The 16,486-nt window shown below is 66.6% G+C and carries 14 protein-coding genes and 1 tRNA gene; 10 read left to right on the forward strand and 5 right to left on the reverse strand.

Translation table 11 applies throughout. The annotated features are described in order from the left end of the window. Nucleotides 1-40: 40 nt before the first annotated feature. On the reverse strand, nucleotides 41-898 hold the full coding sequence (trxA, locus tag AC5QAH_RS00605; protein WP_019336992.1) for a thioredoxin: 858 nt from the start codon (nucleotides 896-898) through the stop codon (nucleotides 41-43). A 125-nt stretch (nucleotides 899-1,023) separates the two neighbouring features. Between trxA and AC5QAH_RS00610 the strand changes: the two genes are divergently transcribed. From AC5QAH_RS00610 to AC5QAH_RS00645, 8 genes are all read left to right on the forward strand, one after another. Continuing rightward, nucleotides 1,024-1,635, forward strand: coding sequence for a DUF998 domain-containing protein (locus AC5QAH_RS00610; RefSeq protein WP_010482937.1), 612 nt, complete (start codon nucleotides 1,024-1,026; stop codon nucleotides 1,633-1,635). 105 nt (nucleotides 1,636-1,740) lie between these two features. Next, entirely contained in the window at nucleotides 1,741-4,383 is a 2,643-nt protein-coding gene (gene leuS, locus AC5QAH_RS00615; protein ID WP_010482938.1) for a leucine--tRNA ligase, read from the forward strand. A gap of 136 nt (nucleotides 4,384-4,519) precedes the next feature. Continuing rightward, the gene (locus AC5QAH_RS00620; protein ID WP_043402708.1) at nucleotides 4,520-5,104 is read left to right on the forward strand and encodes an LPS-assembly lipoprotein LptE; all 585 of its coding nucleotides are present in this window, start codon (nucleotides 4,520-4,522) and stop codon (nucleotides 5,102-5,104) included. A 9-nt stretch (nucleotides 5,105-5,113) separates the two neighbouring features. Next, nucleotides 5,114-6,151, forward strand: a complete 1,038-nt coding sequence (gene holA / locus AC5QAH_RS00625; protein WP_099560696.1) for a DNA polymerase III subunit delta — start codon at nucleotides 5,114-5,116, stop codon at nucleotides 6,149-6,151. Between the two features lie 3 nt (nucleotides 6,152-6,154). After that, nucleotides 6,155-6,820 carry a nicotinate-nucleotide adenylyltransferase gene (gene nadD, locus AC5QAH_RS00630; RefSeq protein WP_010482945.1) on the forward strand — a complete coding sequence of 222 codons (666 nt, stop codon included), beginning with the start codon at nucleotides 6,155-6,157 and terminating at the stop codon, nucleotides 6,818-6,820. Nucleotides 6,821-6,878: 58 nt separating this feature from the next. Beyond that, a complete protein-coding gene (gene rsfS, locus AC5QAH_RS00635; protein WP_005418109.1) occupies nucleotides 6,879-7,289 on the forward strand; it encodes a ribosome silencing factor in 411 nt (136 codons plus the stop codon). A 64-nt stretch (nucleotides 7,290-7,353) separates the two neighbouring features. Continuing rightward, nucleotides 7,354-7,824, forward strand: a complete 471-nt coding sequence (gene rlmH, locus AC5QAH_RS00640) for a 23S rRNA (pseudouridine(1915)-N(3))-methyltransferase RlmH (protein ID WP_005418108.1) — start codon at nucleotides 7,354-7,356, stop codon at nucleotides 7,822-7,824. Between the two features lie 22 nt (nucleotides 7,825-7,846). Beyond that, nucleotides 7,847-7,923, forward strand: a tRNA-Asn gene (locus tag AC5QAH_RS00645). 128 nt (nucleotides 7,924-8,051) lie between these two features. On the opposite strand, the gene AC5QAH_RS00650 is transcribed toward AC5QAH_RS00645, so the two are convergent. From AC5QAH_RS00650 to AC5QAH_RS00665, 4 genes are all read right to left on the reverse strand, one after another. Beyond that, complete coding sequence (locus AC5QAH_RS00650) at nucleotides 8,052-9,473, reverse strand: basic amino acid/polyamine antiporter (RefSeq protein ID WP_049454678.1); 1,422 nt, start codon at nucleotides 9,471-9,473, stop codon at nucleotides 8,052-8,054. A 135-nt stretch (nucleotides 9,474-9,608) separates the two neighbouring features. Next, a complete protein-coding gene (locus tag AC5QAH_RS00655; protein ID WP_043402691.1) occupies nucleotides 9,609-12,443 on the reverse strand; it encodes a TonB-dependent receptor in 2,835 nt (944 codons plus the stop codon). 191 nt (nucleotides 12,444-12,634) lie between these two features. After that, entirely contained in the window at nucleotides 12,635-13,285 is a 651-nt protein-coding gene (locus tag AC5QAH_RS00660) for an energy transducer TonB (RefSeq protein WP_019338627.1), read from the reverse strand. 217 nt (nucleotides 13,286-13,502) lie between these two features. After that, nucleotides 13,503-14,240 carry an SIMPL domain-containing protein gene (locus AC5QAH_RS00665; RefSeq protein ID WP_006382138.1) on the reverse strand — a complete coding sequence of 246 codons (738 nt, stop codon included), beginning with the start codon at nucleotides 14,238-14,240 and terminating at the stop codon, nucleotides 13,503-13,505. A gap of 131 nt (nucleotides 14,241-14,371) precedes the next feature. On the opposite strand from AC5QAH_RS00665, the gene AC5QAH_RS00670 reads away from it, so the two are divergent. Together AC5QAH_RS00670 and rng are read left to right on the forward strand one after the other, a co-directional pair. Continuing rightward, nucleotides 14,372-14,980 carry a Maf family nucleotide pyrophosphatase gene (locus AC5QAH_RS00670; RefSeq protein ID WP_057504293.1) on the forward strand — a complete coding sequence of 203 codons (609 nt, stop codon included), beginning with the start codon at nucleotides 14,372-14,374 and terminating at the stop codon, nucleotides 14,978-14,980. Beyond that, complete coding sequence (gene rng, locus AC5QAH_RS00675) at nucleotides 14,973-16,460, forward strand: ribonuclease G (RefSeq protein WP_010482960.1); 1,488 nt, start codon at nucleotides 14,973-14,975, stop codon at nucleotides 16,458-16,460. The genes AC5QAH_RS00670 and rng overlap by 8 nt, the downstream gene beginning before the upstream one ends. The last annotated feature ends 26 nt before the right edge of the window (nucleotides 16,461-16,486 follow it).

Below are 16,486 nucleotides of genomic sequence, written 5' to 3' on the forward strand. Positions count from 1 at the left end.
CGCGTTCAGTGCAGGGATTCTGAACGAAGTGGGTTTCCGTTCAGAACAGCAGGGAGGCCATCCGGCGGCGGTACTGGCCGACCAGGTCCTCGTCGGAGATCACATTGAAGGCGTCGATCAGGGCCTTGCGCGGCAGTCCGTCCTCGAACGTGCGGTCGATCCGCAGCATTTCCAGGAACTGGGCCAGCGCGGCTTCGTCGTGGCCACCGAGCAGCAGCTGTACGCCGCGCAGGTGGCGTGCCTTGAGGTCCTTGCCATCGGTGGCGATGCGGGCGTCCAGCACTTCAGCGGCCGGGGCGTCCTTCAGGGCCGAGGCGAAGGCCAGCCGGGCGCGTGCACGCACAGCCCGGTCGTCGGTGGACAGGTTGGCGGGCAGGCCGTCAATCAGCAGGCTGGCTTCATCGACGCCACCGATCTGCAGCAGGGCCAGCGCCAGGTCGAGTTTCAGCTCGTCCTTGTCCGGCTCGGCGGCGATCTGCGCGCGCAGTACGTCTACCTGCGCCTGCGGGTCCAGCGGGGCTTCATCTTCGGCGACGGCGTCGCCGATGTCGGCCGGCACGATGCCGTGCTGGGCCAGGAACTCACGCAGTTGGCCTTCCGGGATGGCCCCTGGGAAGCCGTCCACCAGCTGGCCGCCCTTGACCAGGAACACGGTCGGCACCGAGCGGATCTGGAAGGCGGCGGCGATCTGCTGTTCCTTGTCGACGTCGACCTTGGCCAGTTCGAAGGCGCCGTTGTACTCGGCAGCCAGCTTTTCCAGCATCGGCCCCAGGGTCTTGCACGGCCCGCACCAGGTGGCCCAGAAGTCGACCAGCACCGGCGTCTGCAGCGACTTCTGCAGGACTTCGGCCTCGAAGGTCGCAGTGGTGGCGTCGAATACGTAGGTCGTCTCGGTCATGGGGGGAAGCATCGTTTGGCGTCTGGAGACCGATTCTATGGTGACGATCGATGCCGGTCTCAACCCGGGTTGTAGTAAATGCCTGACAATGCAGGCTTCCTGTCGCCGTTCTTTCCGGAGCCTGCATGTCGTCCCTGTCCCCGTTGCTGCGCCTGTCCGGCCTGTCCGGCCTGGTCGCCGCGCTGCTGTTCGTGCTGGCGGTGCTCGGTTTCGGTGCCGGCCTGGACGGCTACGCGCAGGCCCGCCACCCGGTAGCGCTGCTGGGGGCACAGGGGGTGCCGCATGCGCTGGCCTTCAATCTGCTGGGCTTCGTGCTGCCGGGGCTGCTTGCGGTGGTTGTGGCCGAGTGCCTGCGCCGCAGGCTGCCGGCAACCGCCGGCTGGGCGCCGCGGGTGGGCAGCCAGATGCTGCTGCTGGCCGGGTTGGCGTTCGCCGCGATGGGGTTGCTGCCGCTGGATGTGGACGACCTGCACGGGCCGGCCAGCCAGCTGCATGCCAGCGCCTGGATGATCTGGGTGCTGGGATTTGTCGCCGGGACCTTGTTGCTGGGCACGTCGCAGGTGCGCCAGGCGCATGGGCGCGCGCTGGGCGCCGTGGCGCTCGCCTGTGGCGTGCTGGCCGCGCTGGCGGCGTTTGCCCTGCAGGGCGTGCTGCCGGCGCCGCTGGCACAACGGCTTGCGTTCGCCTGCTGGGCGGTCTGGCTGGCCTTGGCGCTGCCACTGTCGCGACCGCGCTGAGACCGCCGCCGGACGCCCGCGGCGCCGGCATCCGGCAGGCAGGATTGGAGACGTTTGCCGCACTGCGGTACGCTGTACCGCTTTGCCGCCGCAACCGCGTGTTCCATGACCAGCGCTGAAACCAACGCCTACGACCCGCAGCAGGTTGAATCCGCCGCCCAGCAGTACTGGGACGCCACCCGTGCCTTCGAAGTCGACGAGACTTCGGACAAGCCGAAGTACTACTGCCTGTCGATGCTTCCGTACCCGTCCGGTGCGCTGCACATGGGCCATGTGCGCAATTACACGATTGGCGACGTGATCAGCCGCTACAAGCGCATGACGGGTCATAACGTGCTGCAGCCGATGGGCTGGGACGCGTTCGGCTTGCCGGCGGAAAACGCCGCGATCAAGAACAAGACCGCGCCGGCGGCGTGGACCTACAAGAACATCGACCACATGCGCAGCCAGCTGAAGTCGCTGGGCTATGCCATCGACTGGTCGCGCGAGTTCGCCACCTGCCGCCCGGACTATTACGTCCACGAGCAGCGCATGTTCACCCGCCTGATGCGCAAGGGCCTGGCCTACCGCCGCAACGCGGTGGTGAACTGGGATCCGGTCGACCAGACCGTGCTGGCCAACGAGCAGGTCATCGATGGCCGCGGCTGGCGCTCCGGCGCCCTGGTCGAGAAGCGCGAGATCCCGCAGTGGTTCCTGCGCATCACCGATTACGCCCAGGAACTGCTGGACGGCCTGGACGAGCTGGACGGCTGGCCGGAATCGGTCAAGACCATGCAGCGCAACTGGATCGGCCGTTCCGAGGGCCTGGAAATCCAGTTCGACGTGCGTGATGTAGACGGCGGCATGCTGGATCCGCTGCGCGTGTTCACCACCCGCCCGGACACGGTGATGGGCGTGACCTTCGTGTCGATCGCCGCCGAACATCCGCTGGCGCTGCATGCGGCGAAGAACAACCCGGAACTGGCCGCGATGCTGGCCGACCTGAAGCAGGGCGGTGTGTCCGAGGCCGAGCTGGAAACCCAGGAAAAGCGCGGCATGGACACCGGCCTGCGTGCGCTGCATCCGGTCACCGGCGAGCCGGTACCGGTGTGGGTCGCCAACTTCGTGCTGATGGGCTACGGCACCGGTGCGGTGATGGCCGTGCCGGGGCATGACCAGCGCGACAACGAAGTGGCCAACAAGTATGGCCTGCCGATCAAGCAGGTGATCGCGCTGAAGGATGCGCGCACCGAAGAAGAGCGCACCTGGGATGGCAGCCGCTGGCAGGACTGGTACAGCGACAAGAGCCGTGCCTTCGAGCTGGTCAACTCGGCCGAGTTCGATGGCCTGGATTTCCAGGGCGCCTTCGAAGCCCTGGCCGAACGATTCGAGCGCAAGGCCCAGGGCCAGCGCCGCGTCAACTACCGCCTGCGCGACTGGGGCGTGAGCCGCCAGCGCTACTGGGGCTGCCCGATTCCGGTGATCTACTGCGCCAAGTGCGGTGCGGTGCCGGTGCCGGAAGAACAGCTGCCGGTGGTGCTGCCGGAGGACGTGGCGTTCTCGGGTACCGGTTCGCCGATCAAGACCGATCCGGAATGGCGCAAGACCACCTGCCCGGACTGCGGCGGTGCGGCCGAGCGCGAGACCGATACCTTCGACACCTTCATGGAGTCGAGCTGGTACTACGCCCGCTACACCTCGCCGGGTGCCCGTGACGCGGTCGACAAGCGCGGCAACTACTGGCTGCCGGTCGACCAGTACATCGGTGGCATCGAGCACGCGATCCTGCACCTGATGTATTTCCGCTTCTACCACAAGCTGCTGCGCGACGCGCGGATGGTGGACAGCAACGAGCCCGCGCGCAACCTGCTGTGCCAGGGCATGGTGATTGCCGAGACCTACTACCGCCCGAACCCGGACGGCTCGAAGGACTGGATCAACCCGGCCGATGTGGACGTGCAGCGTGACGAGCGCGGCCGCATCACCGGCGCCACCCTGATCGCCGACGGCCAGCCGGTGGTGGTCGGCGGCACCGAGAAGATGTCCAAGTCGAAGAACAACGGCGTGGACCCGCAGGCGATGGTCGACAAGTACGGCGCTGACACCGTGCGCCTGTTCTCGATGTTCGCCGCGCCGCCGGAACAGTCGCTGGAGTGGAACGAAGCCGGCGTGGATGGCATGGCCCGCTTCCTGCGCCGCCTGTGGGCCCAGGTGCAGAAGCATGCTGCCGACGGTGCCGCTCCGGCACTGGATGTTGCAGCACTGGATGCCAACCAGAAGGCACTGCGCCGCAAGACCCACGAGACCATCGGCAAGGTCGGTGACGACTATGGCCGCCGCCACAGCTTCAACACCGCCATTGCCGCGGTGATGGAACTGATGAACGCGCTGGCCAAGTTCGAGGACGGCAGTGCGCAGGGGCGTGCGGTGCGCCAGGAAGCGCTGCAGGCCGTCGTGCTGCTGCTCAACCCGATCACCCCGCATGCCAGCCATGCCCTGTGGCAGGTGCTGGGCCACGGCGAGACCCTGCTGGAAGACCAGCCGTTCCCGCAGGCCGATGCCGGCGCGCTGGTGCGCGACGCGCTGACCCTGGCCGTGCAGGTCAACGGCAAGCTGCGTGGCACCATCGACGTGGCGGCCGACGCCGCGCGCGAGCAGGTCGAGGCACTGGCCCTGGCCGAGCCCAACGCGGCCAAGTTCATGGAAGGCCTGACGGTGCGCAAGATCATCATCGTGCCCGGCAAGATCGTGAACATCGTCGCCGCCTGATGTACCCCGCACCGGCCACCCGTGTGGTGGCCGGTGCCATTCCGGTGCAGGGCCAGGCGTTTGATGGCCCTGCATTCACGCGGCTTCGGGCACGCTGTGTGTTGCCGTGATCGCCCGGCTCCGCCAGACTGTCTCCATGACCCGAATCCTGCTTGCCCTCGTTCTTGTCCTCGGCCTTGCCGGCTGCGGTTTCCATCTGCGCAACAAGCTGATGCTGCCGACCGACACGGCACCGGTGAAGGTGGTTTCCACTGCGCCGTACAGCGAACTGGTCAAGCTGCTCAACCGCAGCCTGCTGGCGTCCGGCGCCAGGCTGGCCGATGAGGACAGCAAGGAACCCAGTACCCAGCTGCAGGTGCTGTCCGAACGCTGGGGCGACCTGCCGATCGCCATCGACTCGCAGGGCCGTGCGCAGGAATACAGCCTGCGCTACGCGGTGATCTTCATCTTCCGTCGCGAAGACGGCAGCGAGCTGGTGCCACAGCAGGTGATCGAGCTGTCGCGCGACTACGTGTCACCGCCGACCGACGCCACCGGTACCACCACCGAACGTGAAATCCTGGCCAATGAACTGCGCCGGGAAATGTCCGCCTCGATCATCCGCCGCATCGACAGCGTGGTGCGTGCCGAGATCGAGAAGGGCGGCAGCCTGTCGGCGCCGAAGGACAAGCCGGTTGAAGGCGTGGAGCCGGCCGAGCCGGTTCCCGCAGCCAAGCGCTGAGTCGCGACGATGGAACTGCGTCCGGAGCAGCTGGCCAGCCAGGGCGCTGATACCGCGCTGGCGCCGGTCTACCTGATTGCCGGCCCGGAAACCCTGCGCGTGCTTGAGGCGGCCGACGCCATCCGCGCGCGCGCGCGCGCCGCCGGCATCGGCGAGCGGGAAGTGTTCGATGCCGATGGCCGTGATTTCGACTGGAACCAGCTCGATGCCAGCTTCAACGCGCCCAGCCTGTTCAGCGCCCGCCGCCTGGTCGAGGTGCGCCTGCCCAGCGGCAAGCCGGGCAAGGACGGGGCCGAGGTGATCAGCGAGTTCTGCGCCAATCCGGCGCCGGACGTGGTGCTGATGATTACCGCCAACGAATGGAGCAAGGCCCACCATGGCAAGTGGGCCGAGGCGGTCAACCGCATCGGCGTGCTGTCGGTGGCCTGGGCGATCAAGCCGCACGAATTGCCGGACTGGATCGAGCGCCGCCTGCGTGGCAAGGGCCTGCGCGCGGACCCGGCCGCCGTGCAGCGCCTGGCCGAGCGGGTGGAAGGCAATCTGCTGGCTGCCGCCCAGGAAATCGACAAGCTGGCGCTGTTGGCCGACGGCCAGCCGCTGAACGTGGAACGGATGGAATCGCTGGTGGCCGACGCCGCGCGCTATGACGTGTTCCGGCTGGTGGAGGCGACGTTCTCCGGGCAACCGCCGGCGGTGCTGCGCATGCTGGCCGGCCTGCGCGGCGAGGGTGAGGCGGTGGCTGCGCTGATGCCGATGGTGATCCGCGAACTGCTGGCCGGTGCTGGCCTGGCCCGGGTGCAGGGCCGTGGCGGCAACCTGGCCGCCGAAATGAAATCGCGCGGCATCTGGGAATCGCGGCAGGCGCCGTACAAGCGCGCGCTGCAGCGGCATCCGGAAAGCAAGCGCTGGGAGCGCTTCGTGGCCGAAGCCGGGCTGGTCGACCGCATCGCCAAGGGGCGCGCCGACGGTGATGCCTGGCTGGCGCTGGAGCGCCTGCTGGTGGCCGTGGCCGAACCGCGTGCCGTGCGCCTGCTGGCGCGGGCCTGAGCAATGAGCCTGCGGATCTATTACGGGGGCACCTTTGATCCGGTGCACCTCGGGCACCTGGCGATCGCGCGGGCTGCCCGCGACGAACTGCAGGTTGCCGTGCGCATGCTGCCGGCCGCCGATCCGCCGCACCGGGCCGTGCCCGGCGCCACGGCCGAGCAGCGCTGCACCATGCTGTCGCTGGCCATCGGTGACGAACCGGGTCTGCTGCTGGACCGCCGCGAACTGGACCGTGCAGCGCGTTTCCCCGGTCGGCCGTCCTACACCGTGGACACCCTGCGCGAGCTGCGTGGCGAGCTGGGTCCGAGCCGGCCGCTGGCTTGGCTGGTCGGCGCCGACAGCCTGCTTGGCCTGTCCCGCTGGCACGAGTGGGAGGCGTTGTTCGGGCTGGCTCATTTCGTGGTGGCAGAGCGCCCGGGCAGCCCGTTGCAGGCTGCGGTGGATGGCGAGCTGGGCCGGGCGCTGGAAGGGCGCTGGGCCGACACCGAGCAGGCCCTGTTCGCCAGCCCGGCCGGGCGCATCCTGCGCCTGCACCACCCGCTGCGCGAGGAATCGGCCAGCGCCGTGCGTTCGCAGATCGCCGGCGGCGGCCCCTGGCGCGCCCTGCTGCCACCCGGCGTGGCGGACTATGTGGCTGCACACGGGCTGTACCGCCCGGCCACAGCGTGAATGGCGTAGCGGCGCCATCCCCGTATAATCGCCCCCACGTTTATCGAGTCGATCCACTTTGAGCAACCAGACCCAGCCCCAGACCATCAAGGTCGATCTGCCCAGCCCGCCGCCGTCCGTGCCGGAACTGCTGGCCAGCGTCCGCCAAGCCACCGAAGACCTGAAGGCCAAGGACCTGGTCGAGATCGACGTGCGCGGCCGGTCCAGCGTTGCCGACTACATGATTGTCGTTTCGGGCACCTCGACCCGCCACGTCAAGTCGATTGCCGATGAAGTGGTGCGCTTCGCCAAGAACATCGACGTGATGCCGCTGGGCGTGGAAGGCGAGCGTGAAGCCGAGTGGGTGCTGGTCGATCTGGGCGACGTGATCGTCCATGTGATGCTGCCGCGCGTGCGTGAGTTCTACGCCCTCGAGCGCCTGTGGACCGTCGGCGACCAGCCGCCGTCCAGCGACGACGAAGTGGCTTGAGCCACGCGTTTATGCATCCCTTCGACGGCGCCGATGGCGCCGTCGACGTTTTGGAGGACCATTGATGAAAGCCCGCCTGATCGCCACCGGTGAACGCGCCCCCAGCTGGGTGGCGCAGGGCTTCGCCGAGTACCAGAAGCGGCTGTCGCACTGGCTGCCGTTCGAGCTGGTGGAAATCGAGCCCGGCCTGCGCGGCAAAGGCCGTGATCCGCGCCGCGCCACTGAAGATGAAGGCAAGCGGGTGATCGCTGCGCTGCCGAAGAATGCCTATGTGGTGGCGCTGGATGTGCCGGGTCGCCAGCTCAGTTCCGAACAGCTGGCACAGCGCCTGGAACACTGGCGCGGGCAGGGCAGGGACCTGGCGTTCCTGATCGGTGGTCCGGAAGGGCATTCGCCGGAAGTATCCGCGCTGGCCGACGAGAAGTGGTCGATCGGACCGCTGACGCTGCCACACATGCTGGTACGCCTGGTGGTGGCCGAGCAGCTGTATCGGGCTGCCGCAATGATCGCCAATCACCCCTACCATCGCGCGTGAAGAGTGGTTATACTAGTCGTCTGCCCGAATAGCTCAGCCGGTTAGAGCACTTGACTGTTAATCAGGGGGTCGTTGGTTCGAGTCCAACTTCGGGCGCCACCTTGAGAAACCTGCATCGCGAGATGCAGGTTTTTTTTTGCGTCTTTGTGGAGTCGAGCTTGCTCGACTGTTGTTGTGGAGCCGAGCCGTGCTCGGCTGCCTGTGCGAAGCCGAGCGTGGGCTCGGCTCTACAGTGCCAGCGCTCCTCGCCAGAACGCCACCAGCGTGGCGATCGCCACGATCAGGATCGCACCGAACAGCACCCATTCCCAACGCGTGAATACCCGCTCGCCGCGTTGGCGCCGGGTCAGTGCGAACAACACCACGCCGGGCACGTACAGCAATACCGACAGCAGCAGGTTGTCCAGGCCACCGGCATACACCAGCCACAGCGCATACGCACTGGCCAGCACTGCCACCCCAAAATCACGCCAGCGCACACCCGGCTCACCGGCATAGGCCTGCCCGCGCCAGGCCAGCTGCATGCCGAATGCCGTGGACAGGAAGTAGGGCACCAGGCTCATCGATGCGGCCAGCAGCACCAGCCCGGTGTAGCTGCCGGAACTGACCAGCACCAGCAGCAGGAACAACTGGATCAGGCCGTTGCTCCACCACAGTGCATTGGCCGGCACGCCGCGCGCGTTCTCACGGCCCAGGAAGGCGGGCATGGTGCCGTCACCTGCAGCGGCATAGAGCACTTCGGCGCACAGCAGCACCCAGGCCAACAATGCACCGAGAACGGAGATGATCGAACCGATGATGATCACCGTCGCGCCCCATTCGCCGACAATGGCGCGCAGCACATAGGCCATCGACGGATTGGGCAGTCCGGCCAGTTCCGCCTGCGACAGCACGCCCATCGACAACAGGCTGACCAGCACCAGCAGCAGCCACACGCCAAGGAAGCCGATCACCGTGGCGCGACCCACGTCGGCGCGCCGTGCCGCGCGCCGCGAATAGATGCTGGCCCCTTCGATGCCGATGAACACCCACACGGTCACCAGCATCATGCCGCGCAGCTGCTGGCCAAGGTCGCCGAGTGCAGGCGTGCCGAGGAAATCGGCGCGGAACACGTCCATGCGGAACGCGCCGGTGGCCAGGATCAGGAACAGCGCGATCGGCAGCAGCTTGGCCACGGTCACCAGGCCGTTGACGATGGCTGCAGTACGCAGGCCGCGCAGCACCAACAGGTGCACCGTCCACAACAGCAATGACGATGCGGCCACGGCGGCCGGGGTATTGCCTTCGCCGAACACGGGCATGAAGTGGCCAAGGCCGCTGAAGATCAGCACGAAGAAGCTGGCGTTGCCGAGCACCGAGGCAACCCAGTAACCCCACGCAGCGGAGAAGCCGATGTAATTGCCGAAGCCCTCGCGCGCGTATGCGTAGATGCCGGTATCGAGATCCGGTCGGCGGTTGGCCAGCGCCTGGAACACGAACGCCAGCATCAGCATGCCCGCGCCGCTCACCGCCCAGCCAATCAGCGCGGCGGCCGGACCGGCGCTGCGCGCTACGTTCTGTGGCAATGAAAAGATACCGGCGCCGACCATCGAGCCGACCACCAGTGCAGTCAACGCGGGCAGGCCCAAGCGCTGCGATGTCGCGGCCATGGAGATCCCCTGCGGCGGTGATGCCGCGTGCACACGGTAGCCTTGTGCCCGTGAACATGCCTGCAAGGGGCAGAACGACGAAGGCCCGGGCAGCTGCCCGGGCCTTCGAAGTTGCGTTGAAGAGTGTTGCCTGTATTACTTGAAAGTGTACTTGGCACCGACGGTGAAGTAACGACCGATGGCACCACTGAAGTGCAGCGGGTTGTAGTTGACACCACCGTAGGTGGACGGATCCAGCGGGGCGATGCGATCGAACACGTTCTGCACCGAGGCGTTCAGCTCGAAGGCTTCAGTGATGTTCCAGCGGCCCGACAGGTCGAAGGTGGTGAACGAGGAGATCTTCTTGACGTCCGTGCCGTCCGCATACGCGAACAGGTAGGATCCATTCGGGCCACGGAAGTCCTTGTTGTCCATCTTCGAGATGTAGTTGGCCACGCCGCTGACGCTCCACGGGCCCTGCCTCCAGGTGGTGCCGAAGTTGATGCGGTCCTTCGGGGTGCCGATGCAGTTGGTCACGTCGCAGTTGCCGTGAGTACCTGCGTAGTCGACGGTCACGTCGGCATCGGTGCGCTCGAACTTGAGTACATGGCTCCACTGCAGGTCCATCTCCAGCTGGCCAGGGCCGATGTCGAAGGTCTGGCGGATATCGGTATCGATACCCCGTACCCGGGTCGATGCAGCATTGATGTACTGCGTGTTGACCGCCAGGATGCTGCCCGTGCCGGGCACGCCGTTGAGCAGGTTGCTGTCACGCAGTACGTTGCCGGCGGCAATGGCTTCGGAAGTGCTGCCCTGGGCGATTTCGTTGGTGCGCTTGATCTGCCAGGCATCAATGGTCAGCGAAGTCGTGGCCGTGGGCTGCAGGACGATACCCACCGAGTAGCTCTTGGATTCTTCCGGCTTCAGGTCCTTGTTCGGGCGGGTGATGATGGCGACTGGCAGGGCGCCACAGTCGTCGTCGTTCGCACCTGGTGCGGGGTTGCCGCCGGGGCAACGTACCGGATCGGACGCGTTGGAGAAGGCGGCCAGGCCACCATCTCCGTTCTCGGCCGGGTTCGGTGCACGGAAGCCTTCGGCGTAGCTGCCACGCAGTGCGATCCAGTCGGCCGGGGTCCACTTGATGCCGATCTTCGGTGTCGCCTTGCCTTCACCGCTCTCGTACTTGTCGTAGCGAACCGCACCGGACAGTTCCAGGGTTTCCAGCACGGGCGCAGACAGCTCAACGTAGCCGGCGTACACGTTCTGGGTGCCGTCGTAGGCCGAGTAGCCCAGACCGATGATCTGGCCTTGGTCGGTATAGGTCTGCGGGGTCAGGCTGTTGCTGGTCTTGCGCCATTCGGTACCCAGTGCCAGGCCCAGCGGGCCACCCTTCAGGTCCATCAGGCTGCGCGACACGGTGAAGTCGAACATGTCCAGGCTGGACTTGGCTCGGGCACTGATGTCAGGCGAGATGAAGTCGTACAGCGCCTGCGAGTTCATGCCGGCGTTGTCACCGATACGCCAGACACCACCGGCGCAGTTCGGATTGGCCAGTGCGCAACGTACATTGTCGTAGTTGAGGAAGCCGGTACGCTTGTTGACCAGGTCGGTGCCGGAGTGCAGATACGCGGTGTCGTAGCTCCAGTCGCCCCAGTTGCCCTTGATGCCGACCAGGAAGCGGGTGAACTCATTGGTGTTGTTGGTCACGCGCGGACCGACATCCCATGCCGAATAACGCAGGCGAGAGGCCTGGCCGGGAATCGGATTGTCAGGATGGTTCGGACCCAGCACCGTAGCGCCGTCACCACTGTTGGCATTGACCGGGCCTTCCGGATAGCCCCAGCCACCTGAGACGCCCGACGGGGTGTTGCTGAAAGTGGTTTCCTTCTTCGAGTAGCCGATCTCGGTGTAGATCTCACCACCTTCACCAAAGGCAAAGCTGGCACGGCCAAACACGTTGACGTACTTCTCTTCCGGGGTCAGGTCGCGATACAGCTGGTTCGGATCCCACAGGCAGCCCTGCGCCTGCGCCGTAGCCTCGGTCTGGCCTGGAATCGTGGTCAGGCCAGCACAGCCCGGCAGGGCGACCAGGAAGGCAGGATTATCTTCGGTTACATTGCGGTCGTCATACACCGAACCATTCGGACCAACACCACCGCGGGTCTTGCCGCTGAGGAAGGCGCCGCCCAGGAACTGGGCATTGTTGCCGTAGCCCCACGGGCGGGTATCGCCGGTACCGATCCACTTCCGGTTCTTGCGATCACTGATCTTGATGGCATCGGTCTTTGCGACATCCAGGCTGAAGAAAGCGTTCCAGCCGTCGGTGGCCAGATCGCCGGTACCGGCGGTCAAGGTCGCCTTCTTCGCGTCGCCATCGCTGTCGCCGGACAGGCCGTAGGAGCCCCGAAGGATCGCGCCCTGGAAATCACTGCGCAGGATGATGTTGACCACGCCCGCGATGGCGTCGGAACCGTAGATTGCCGAGGCGCCGTCCTTAAGTACTTCCACGCGTTCCACGGCGTCGAGCGGGATGGTGCTCAGGTCGGTGAAAACCTTCTGGCCGTCATCGGCCAGGCCGTAGGTGGCCATGCGGCGGCCATTCAACAGCACAAGCGTCGAGCCGGCACCGAGGCCGCGCAGCGAGATGCCGGCGCCACCACCGGCGAAGCCGTTGCCGAAGGTCTTGGGAATGGAACCGGAACCGTCGGCGGTCAGCGTCTGCAGATATTCGGCAACCGTGGTCTTGCCGGTGCGGTCGATTTCCTGGCGGGTCACCACCTGCACCGGGGACGGTGTTTCAGTGTTGGTGCGCGGGATGTTCGAACCGGTGACCGTGATGCGGTCCAGGTTGGTGGCCTTCTCCTGCGCGAAAGCGGAGGTGGAAGCCACGGCGCCAACCAGCAGCAGGGTGCCGCCGGTAAGGATATGGGTGATGGACGATGCCAGGGTGGTGCGGCGGCGGCTGGCGGGCCGTTGGATCAGGTGTTTCACAGCTTCTCTCCTAACTGGAAAACCGTAGCGTTGAGGGCTGTCTCCGGTAGATTCCGGGACGGACCAATCTAGGTTTCCGGCGGGTGACGAAGTCGTGAATTTTTGCTTAATCAATAACAGTTGATCCTGTTCCGTCCGTGCCCGCCCGGACGGAAGGGCCGGCCCGGCAGATGGCCGGGCCGGCGATCACTTCAGTCCGGCAGCGAGAACTGCACCGGCACCATGCCGATGGCCGGCACGGCCACGCCATCACGCTGGGCCGGCTCGAAGCGCCAGTGCCTGAGCACCTGCTGGCGTGCGGCTTGGTCCAGGCTGCGCGAGCCACTGCTGCGCTCGATGCTGACCACCGCCGGCTGCCCGTGGGTGTCCACCTCTACCCGCAACAGCACCGTACCCTGCTCGCGATTGCGCAGTGCCGCCAGCGGGTAGGCCGGCGGCGGGGCGCTGCGGTATTGCAGCTGGGCGCCGGCCAGTGGTGTGGCGGTATCGATACTCGGTGCGAGCTGGGGCGGGGCCGGTTCGGCGGCCGGCAGTGCGATGCCCTGGGTTTCCTCTACGGTCGCGGTGGGTGCGGGCAGCGGCGGTACCACCGGCTGCGTCCGCGGTTTGGGCACCACCTGGACGATCTCTTTCGGCGGGATCGGAACCGGCGGCGTGGGCGGTGGCGGGATCTTCTCGATCAGCCTGACCGCAGTCTTGTCACGCGGGACCTGCACAGCCTGGTAGGTCGCCGGGATCAGCAGCAGCAGGAAGGCCAGCAGATGCAGGGCGATGGCCGCGCTCCAGGCGGCAACGCGGGCGGGGTCGAACTGCGGGGATGCAACGGGATACGTACGAACCATGGTCCACCTCCATGCCAGTGACGAAGTCCTCAACGCACCAGGGCCCGTGGCGGGGTTGCCGCACGCGGCTGGCAGTCCATCAGTAGCGCGACATGGCGGCCACTGCCTAGAGGCAGGGGGGCGATCGTTGGGCTGGCCTTCAGCCAGTGCCGGCTGCGGACATGAAAAAAGGCGGATCCCCTGCGGGATCCGCCTTTGCCGGCAATGACGGACGGGATCAGCGACCCAGTTCGAACACCACGTCCAGGTTGACCGAGACGGTCGATTCACCCGGTGCGACCGGGGTGGCCTTGTCCATCGCCGCGCCGGCCGACATGGCCCGCATCATCGGCATCGGGCGGTAGCCGCCGCCGGCGTTCTCGGAAATGCTGACGATGCGGCGCACCTGCAGGCCCAGCGACTTTGCATAGGTCTGGGCGCGGGCCTGGGCCTTCTTCAGTGCAGCCAGGCGGGCTTCGTCATAGACCGGTTCCGGCTGGTCGATCTCGAAGCTGGGGCCATTGATCTGGTTGGCGCCCTGCGCAGCCAGTGCGTCCAGCACCTTGCCCAGCTTGGCGATGTCGCGCACCTTCAGGCTGACCGTGTTGCTGGCCTGGTAGCCGGTGATCTTCGGCGCTTCGTTGTCGGCATAGCGGTACTGCGGGTTGAGGCTGACGCCACTGGTCTGCACGTCGCGCTCGGCGATGCCGGCGGCCTTGATCGCGGCCAGTACCTTGTCCATCTGCTGGGCGTTCTGGCGCATGGCGCTGTTGCCATCGGCGGCCTGGGTGACCACGCCGGCCGACAGGGTGGCCACGTCCGGCACGCGGGTGGCCTCGGCGTTGGCCGAGATGTTCAGCAGGGTGCCTTCGGCCGGAGCGGCGATCGACGGCGACGACGGGGCAGCATGGGCGGTCATCGAGGTTCCAAGGGCGAGGGACAGGGCGAGCAGCAGCGGGGTGGCGGTCAGGCGCATGGAGAACTCCTTGTTGTGCCGTTGAGGGTGGTGTCGTAGCGATGAACGCGCTGTGAGCCCGTTCGGGGTTGGGTACGTTCCGGGACGGGTTGCCGACGATTCAGGTGGCAGCCTCAGGTTATGCTGTGCCGATGCTCTACCTTGCTTCCCGCTCCCCCCGACGCAACCAGCTGCTGGCCCGACTCGGACGCCCCTTCCAGGCCTTGGACCTGGAGGTCGTCGAGCAGCGCGCGCCCGCTGAAAGCGCCGAACAGTATGTCTGCCGGGTCGCCGCCGACAAGGCGCGCGCCGGCCTGGCCCGGGTGCTGGCCGATGACCCGCAGGCGCGGGTGCTCGGTTCGGACACCGAGGTGGTGCTGGACGGCGAGGTGTTCGGCAAGCCTGTGGATGCTGCCGATGCGCGGGCGATGCTGGCACGTCTTGCCGGGCGTACCCATCAGGTAATGACCGCCGTGGTGGTGGTCGGCGCGGACGGGCTGGACAGCGAGCTGGTCATTTCTGAAGTGACCTTCGCCCCGATCGACGCCGCCGACATCGCCGCCTACGTGGCCACCGGCGAACCGCTGGACAAGGCGGGGGCCTACGCCATCCAGGGCGGGGCCGAGCGCTGGATCGAGCACCTGTCCGGGAGTTACTCCGGGGTGATGGGGCTGCCGTTGCTGCACACCGATCGTTTGCTGGCGCGCTGTGGCGTGCCGGCCCCCACTGCCGATGCCGCCAGGGAGGCTGCCGATGTCTGAGGAAATCCTGGTCAATGTGACCCCGCGCGAGACCCGGGTCGCGGTGATCGAAAATGGCATGCTGCAGGAACTGCACATCGAGCGCGGCTGGCGCCGGGGTGTGGTCGGCAACATCTACAAGGGCAAGGTACAGCGGGTGATGCCCGGCATGCAGGCGGCCTTCGTCGAAGTCGGGCTGGAGCGTGCCGCGTTCCTGCACGCCAACGACGTGGTGCGGCCGGCGCCGGTAGCCAGTGCCGACACCGAGAACACCACGCTGCCGCCGCCGTCCAGCGTGCCGATCGTCGAGCTGCTGCGCGACGGCCAGGACATCGTGGTGCAGGTGGTGAAGGATCCGATCGGCACCAAGGGCGCCCGCCTGACCACCCAGATCAGCATTCCCTCGCGCTACATGGTGCTGCTGCCGCAGTCCAAGGTGGTGGGCGTGTCGGCGCGCATCGAGGATGAAACCGAGCGTGCGCGCCTGAAGGCGCTGGTGACCGAACTGTCGGCGCAGCACGGGGGCTACGGCTACATCGTGCGTACCAATGCCGAGGGCCAGCCGGCCGAAGCCATCGCCGAGGACATCGCCTACCTGTCGCGCGTATGGAACGTGGTCGAGCGTCGTGGCCGCGAAGCGGCCTCGTGCAGCAACATCTATGAAGACCTGAGCCTGCCGCTGCGATCGGTACGCGACCTGATCCGCAAGGACGTGGACAAGGTGAAGGTGGACTCCAAGGAGACCTTCGCGCAGTTGCAGGCCTTTGTTGCCAAGTACATGCCGGTGCTGGCGGAGAAGATCGAGCTGTACAGCGGCGATCGCCCGATCTTCGACATGTTCGGGGTGGAGGACGAGATCGGCCGCGCGCTGGACAAGCAGGTGCCGCTGAAATCCGGTGGTTACCTGGTGATCGACCAGACCGAGGCGATGACCACCATCGACGTCAACACCGGTTCGTTCCTCGGCCAGCGCAACCTGGAAGAGACGGTGTTCCGCACCAACCTGGAAGCGGCGCAGGCGGTGGCACGGCAGCTGCGCCTGCGCAACCTGGGCGGCATCATCATCATCGACTTCATCGACATGGATGATGCCGAGCACCGCCGCCAGGTATTGCGTACGCTGGAAAAGGCGCTGGCCCGTGACCATGCCAAGACCACGGTGTACGACTTCTCGCCGCTGGGCCTGGTGGAGATGACCCGCAAGCGCACGGTGGAAAGCCTGGAGCGCCAGCTGTCGGAAACCTGCCCGCAGTGCAGCGGCCGCGGCAGCATCAAGACCACCGAAACGGTGACCTACGAGATCTTCCGCGAGATCACCCGTGCCGTGCGCCAGTTCGATGCCGCGCGCCTGCTGGTGATCGCCTCGACCAAGGTGGTCGCGCGCATCACCGACGAGGAATCCGCGGCGGTGGCCGAGCTGGAGGAATTCCTCGGCAAGAGCATCCGCTTCCAGGCGGACGAGCAGTACCTGCAGGAGCAATTCGATGTTGTTCTGCTCTGATCCTCGCCGGCCGCAGGCCGGCGGTG

It is taken from the genome of Stenotrophomonas sp. YJH_SMC_43, from assembly GCF_059372535.1.

Bases quoted from the DNA above. Each gene is read 5' to 3' on its own strand.
- trxA (WP_019336992.1), bottom strand. From the start codon at position 898: ATGACCGAGACGACCTACGTATTCGACGCCACCACTGCGACCTTCGAG.
- AC5QAH_RS00610 (WP_010482937.1), top strand. From the start codon at position 1,024: ATGTCGTCCCTGTCCCCGTTGCTGCGCCTGTCCGGCCTGTCCGGCCTG.
- leuS (WP_010482938.1), top strand. From the start codon at position 1,741: ATGACCAGCGCTGAAACCAACGCCTACGACCCGCAGCAGGTTGAATCC.
- AC5QAH_RS00620 (WP_043402708.1), top strand. From the start codon at position 4,520: ATGACCCGAATCCTGCTTGCCCTCGTTCTTGTCCTCGGCCTTGCCGGC.
- holA (WP_099560696.1), top strand. From the start codon at position 5,114: ATGGAACTGCGTCCGGAGCAGCTGGCCAGCCAGGGCGCTGATACCGCG.
- nadD (WP_010482945.1), top strand. From the start codon at position 6,155: ATGAGCCTGCGGATCTATTACGGGGGCACCTTTGATCCGGTGCACCTC.
- rlmH (WP_005418108.1), top strand. From the start codon at position 7,354: ATGAAAGCCCGCCTGATCGCCACCGGTGAACGCGCCCCCAGCTGGGTG.
- AC5QAH_RS00650 (WP_049454678.1), bottom strand. From the start codon at position 9,473: ATGGCCGCGACATCGCAGCGCTTGGGCCTGCCCGCGTTGACTGCACTG.
- AC5QAH_RS00660 (WP_019338627.1), bottom strand. From the start codon at position 13,285: ATGGTTCGTACGTATCCCGTTGCATCCCCGCAGTTCGACCCCGCCCGC.
- AC5QAH_RS00665 (WP_006382138.1), bottom strand. From the start codon at position 14,240: ATGCGCCTGACCGCCACCCCGCTGCTGCTCGCCCTGTCCCTCGCCCTT.
- AC5QAH_RS00670 (WP_057504293.1), top strand. From the start codon at position 14,372: ATGCTCTACCTTGCTTCCCGCTCCCCCCGACGCAACCAGCTGCTGGCC.
- rng (WP_010482960.1), top strand. From the start codon at position 14,973: ATGTCTGAGGAAATCCTGGTCAATGTGACCCCGCGCGAGACCCGGGTC.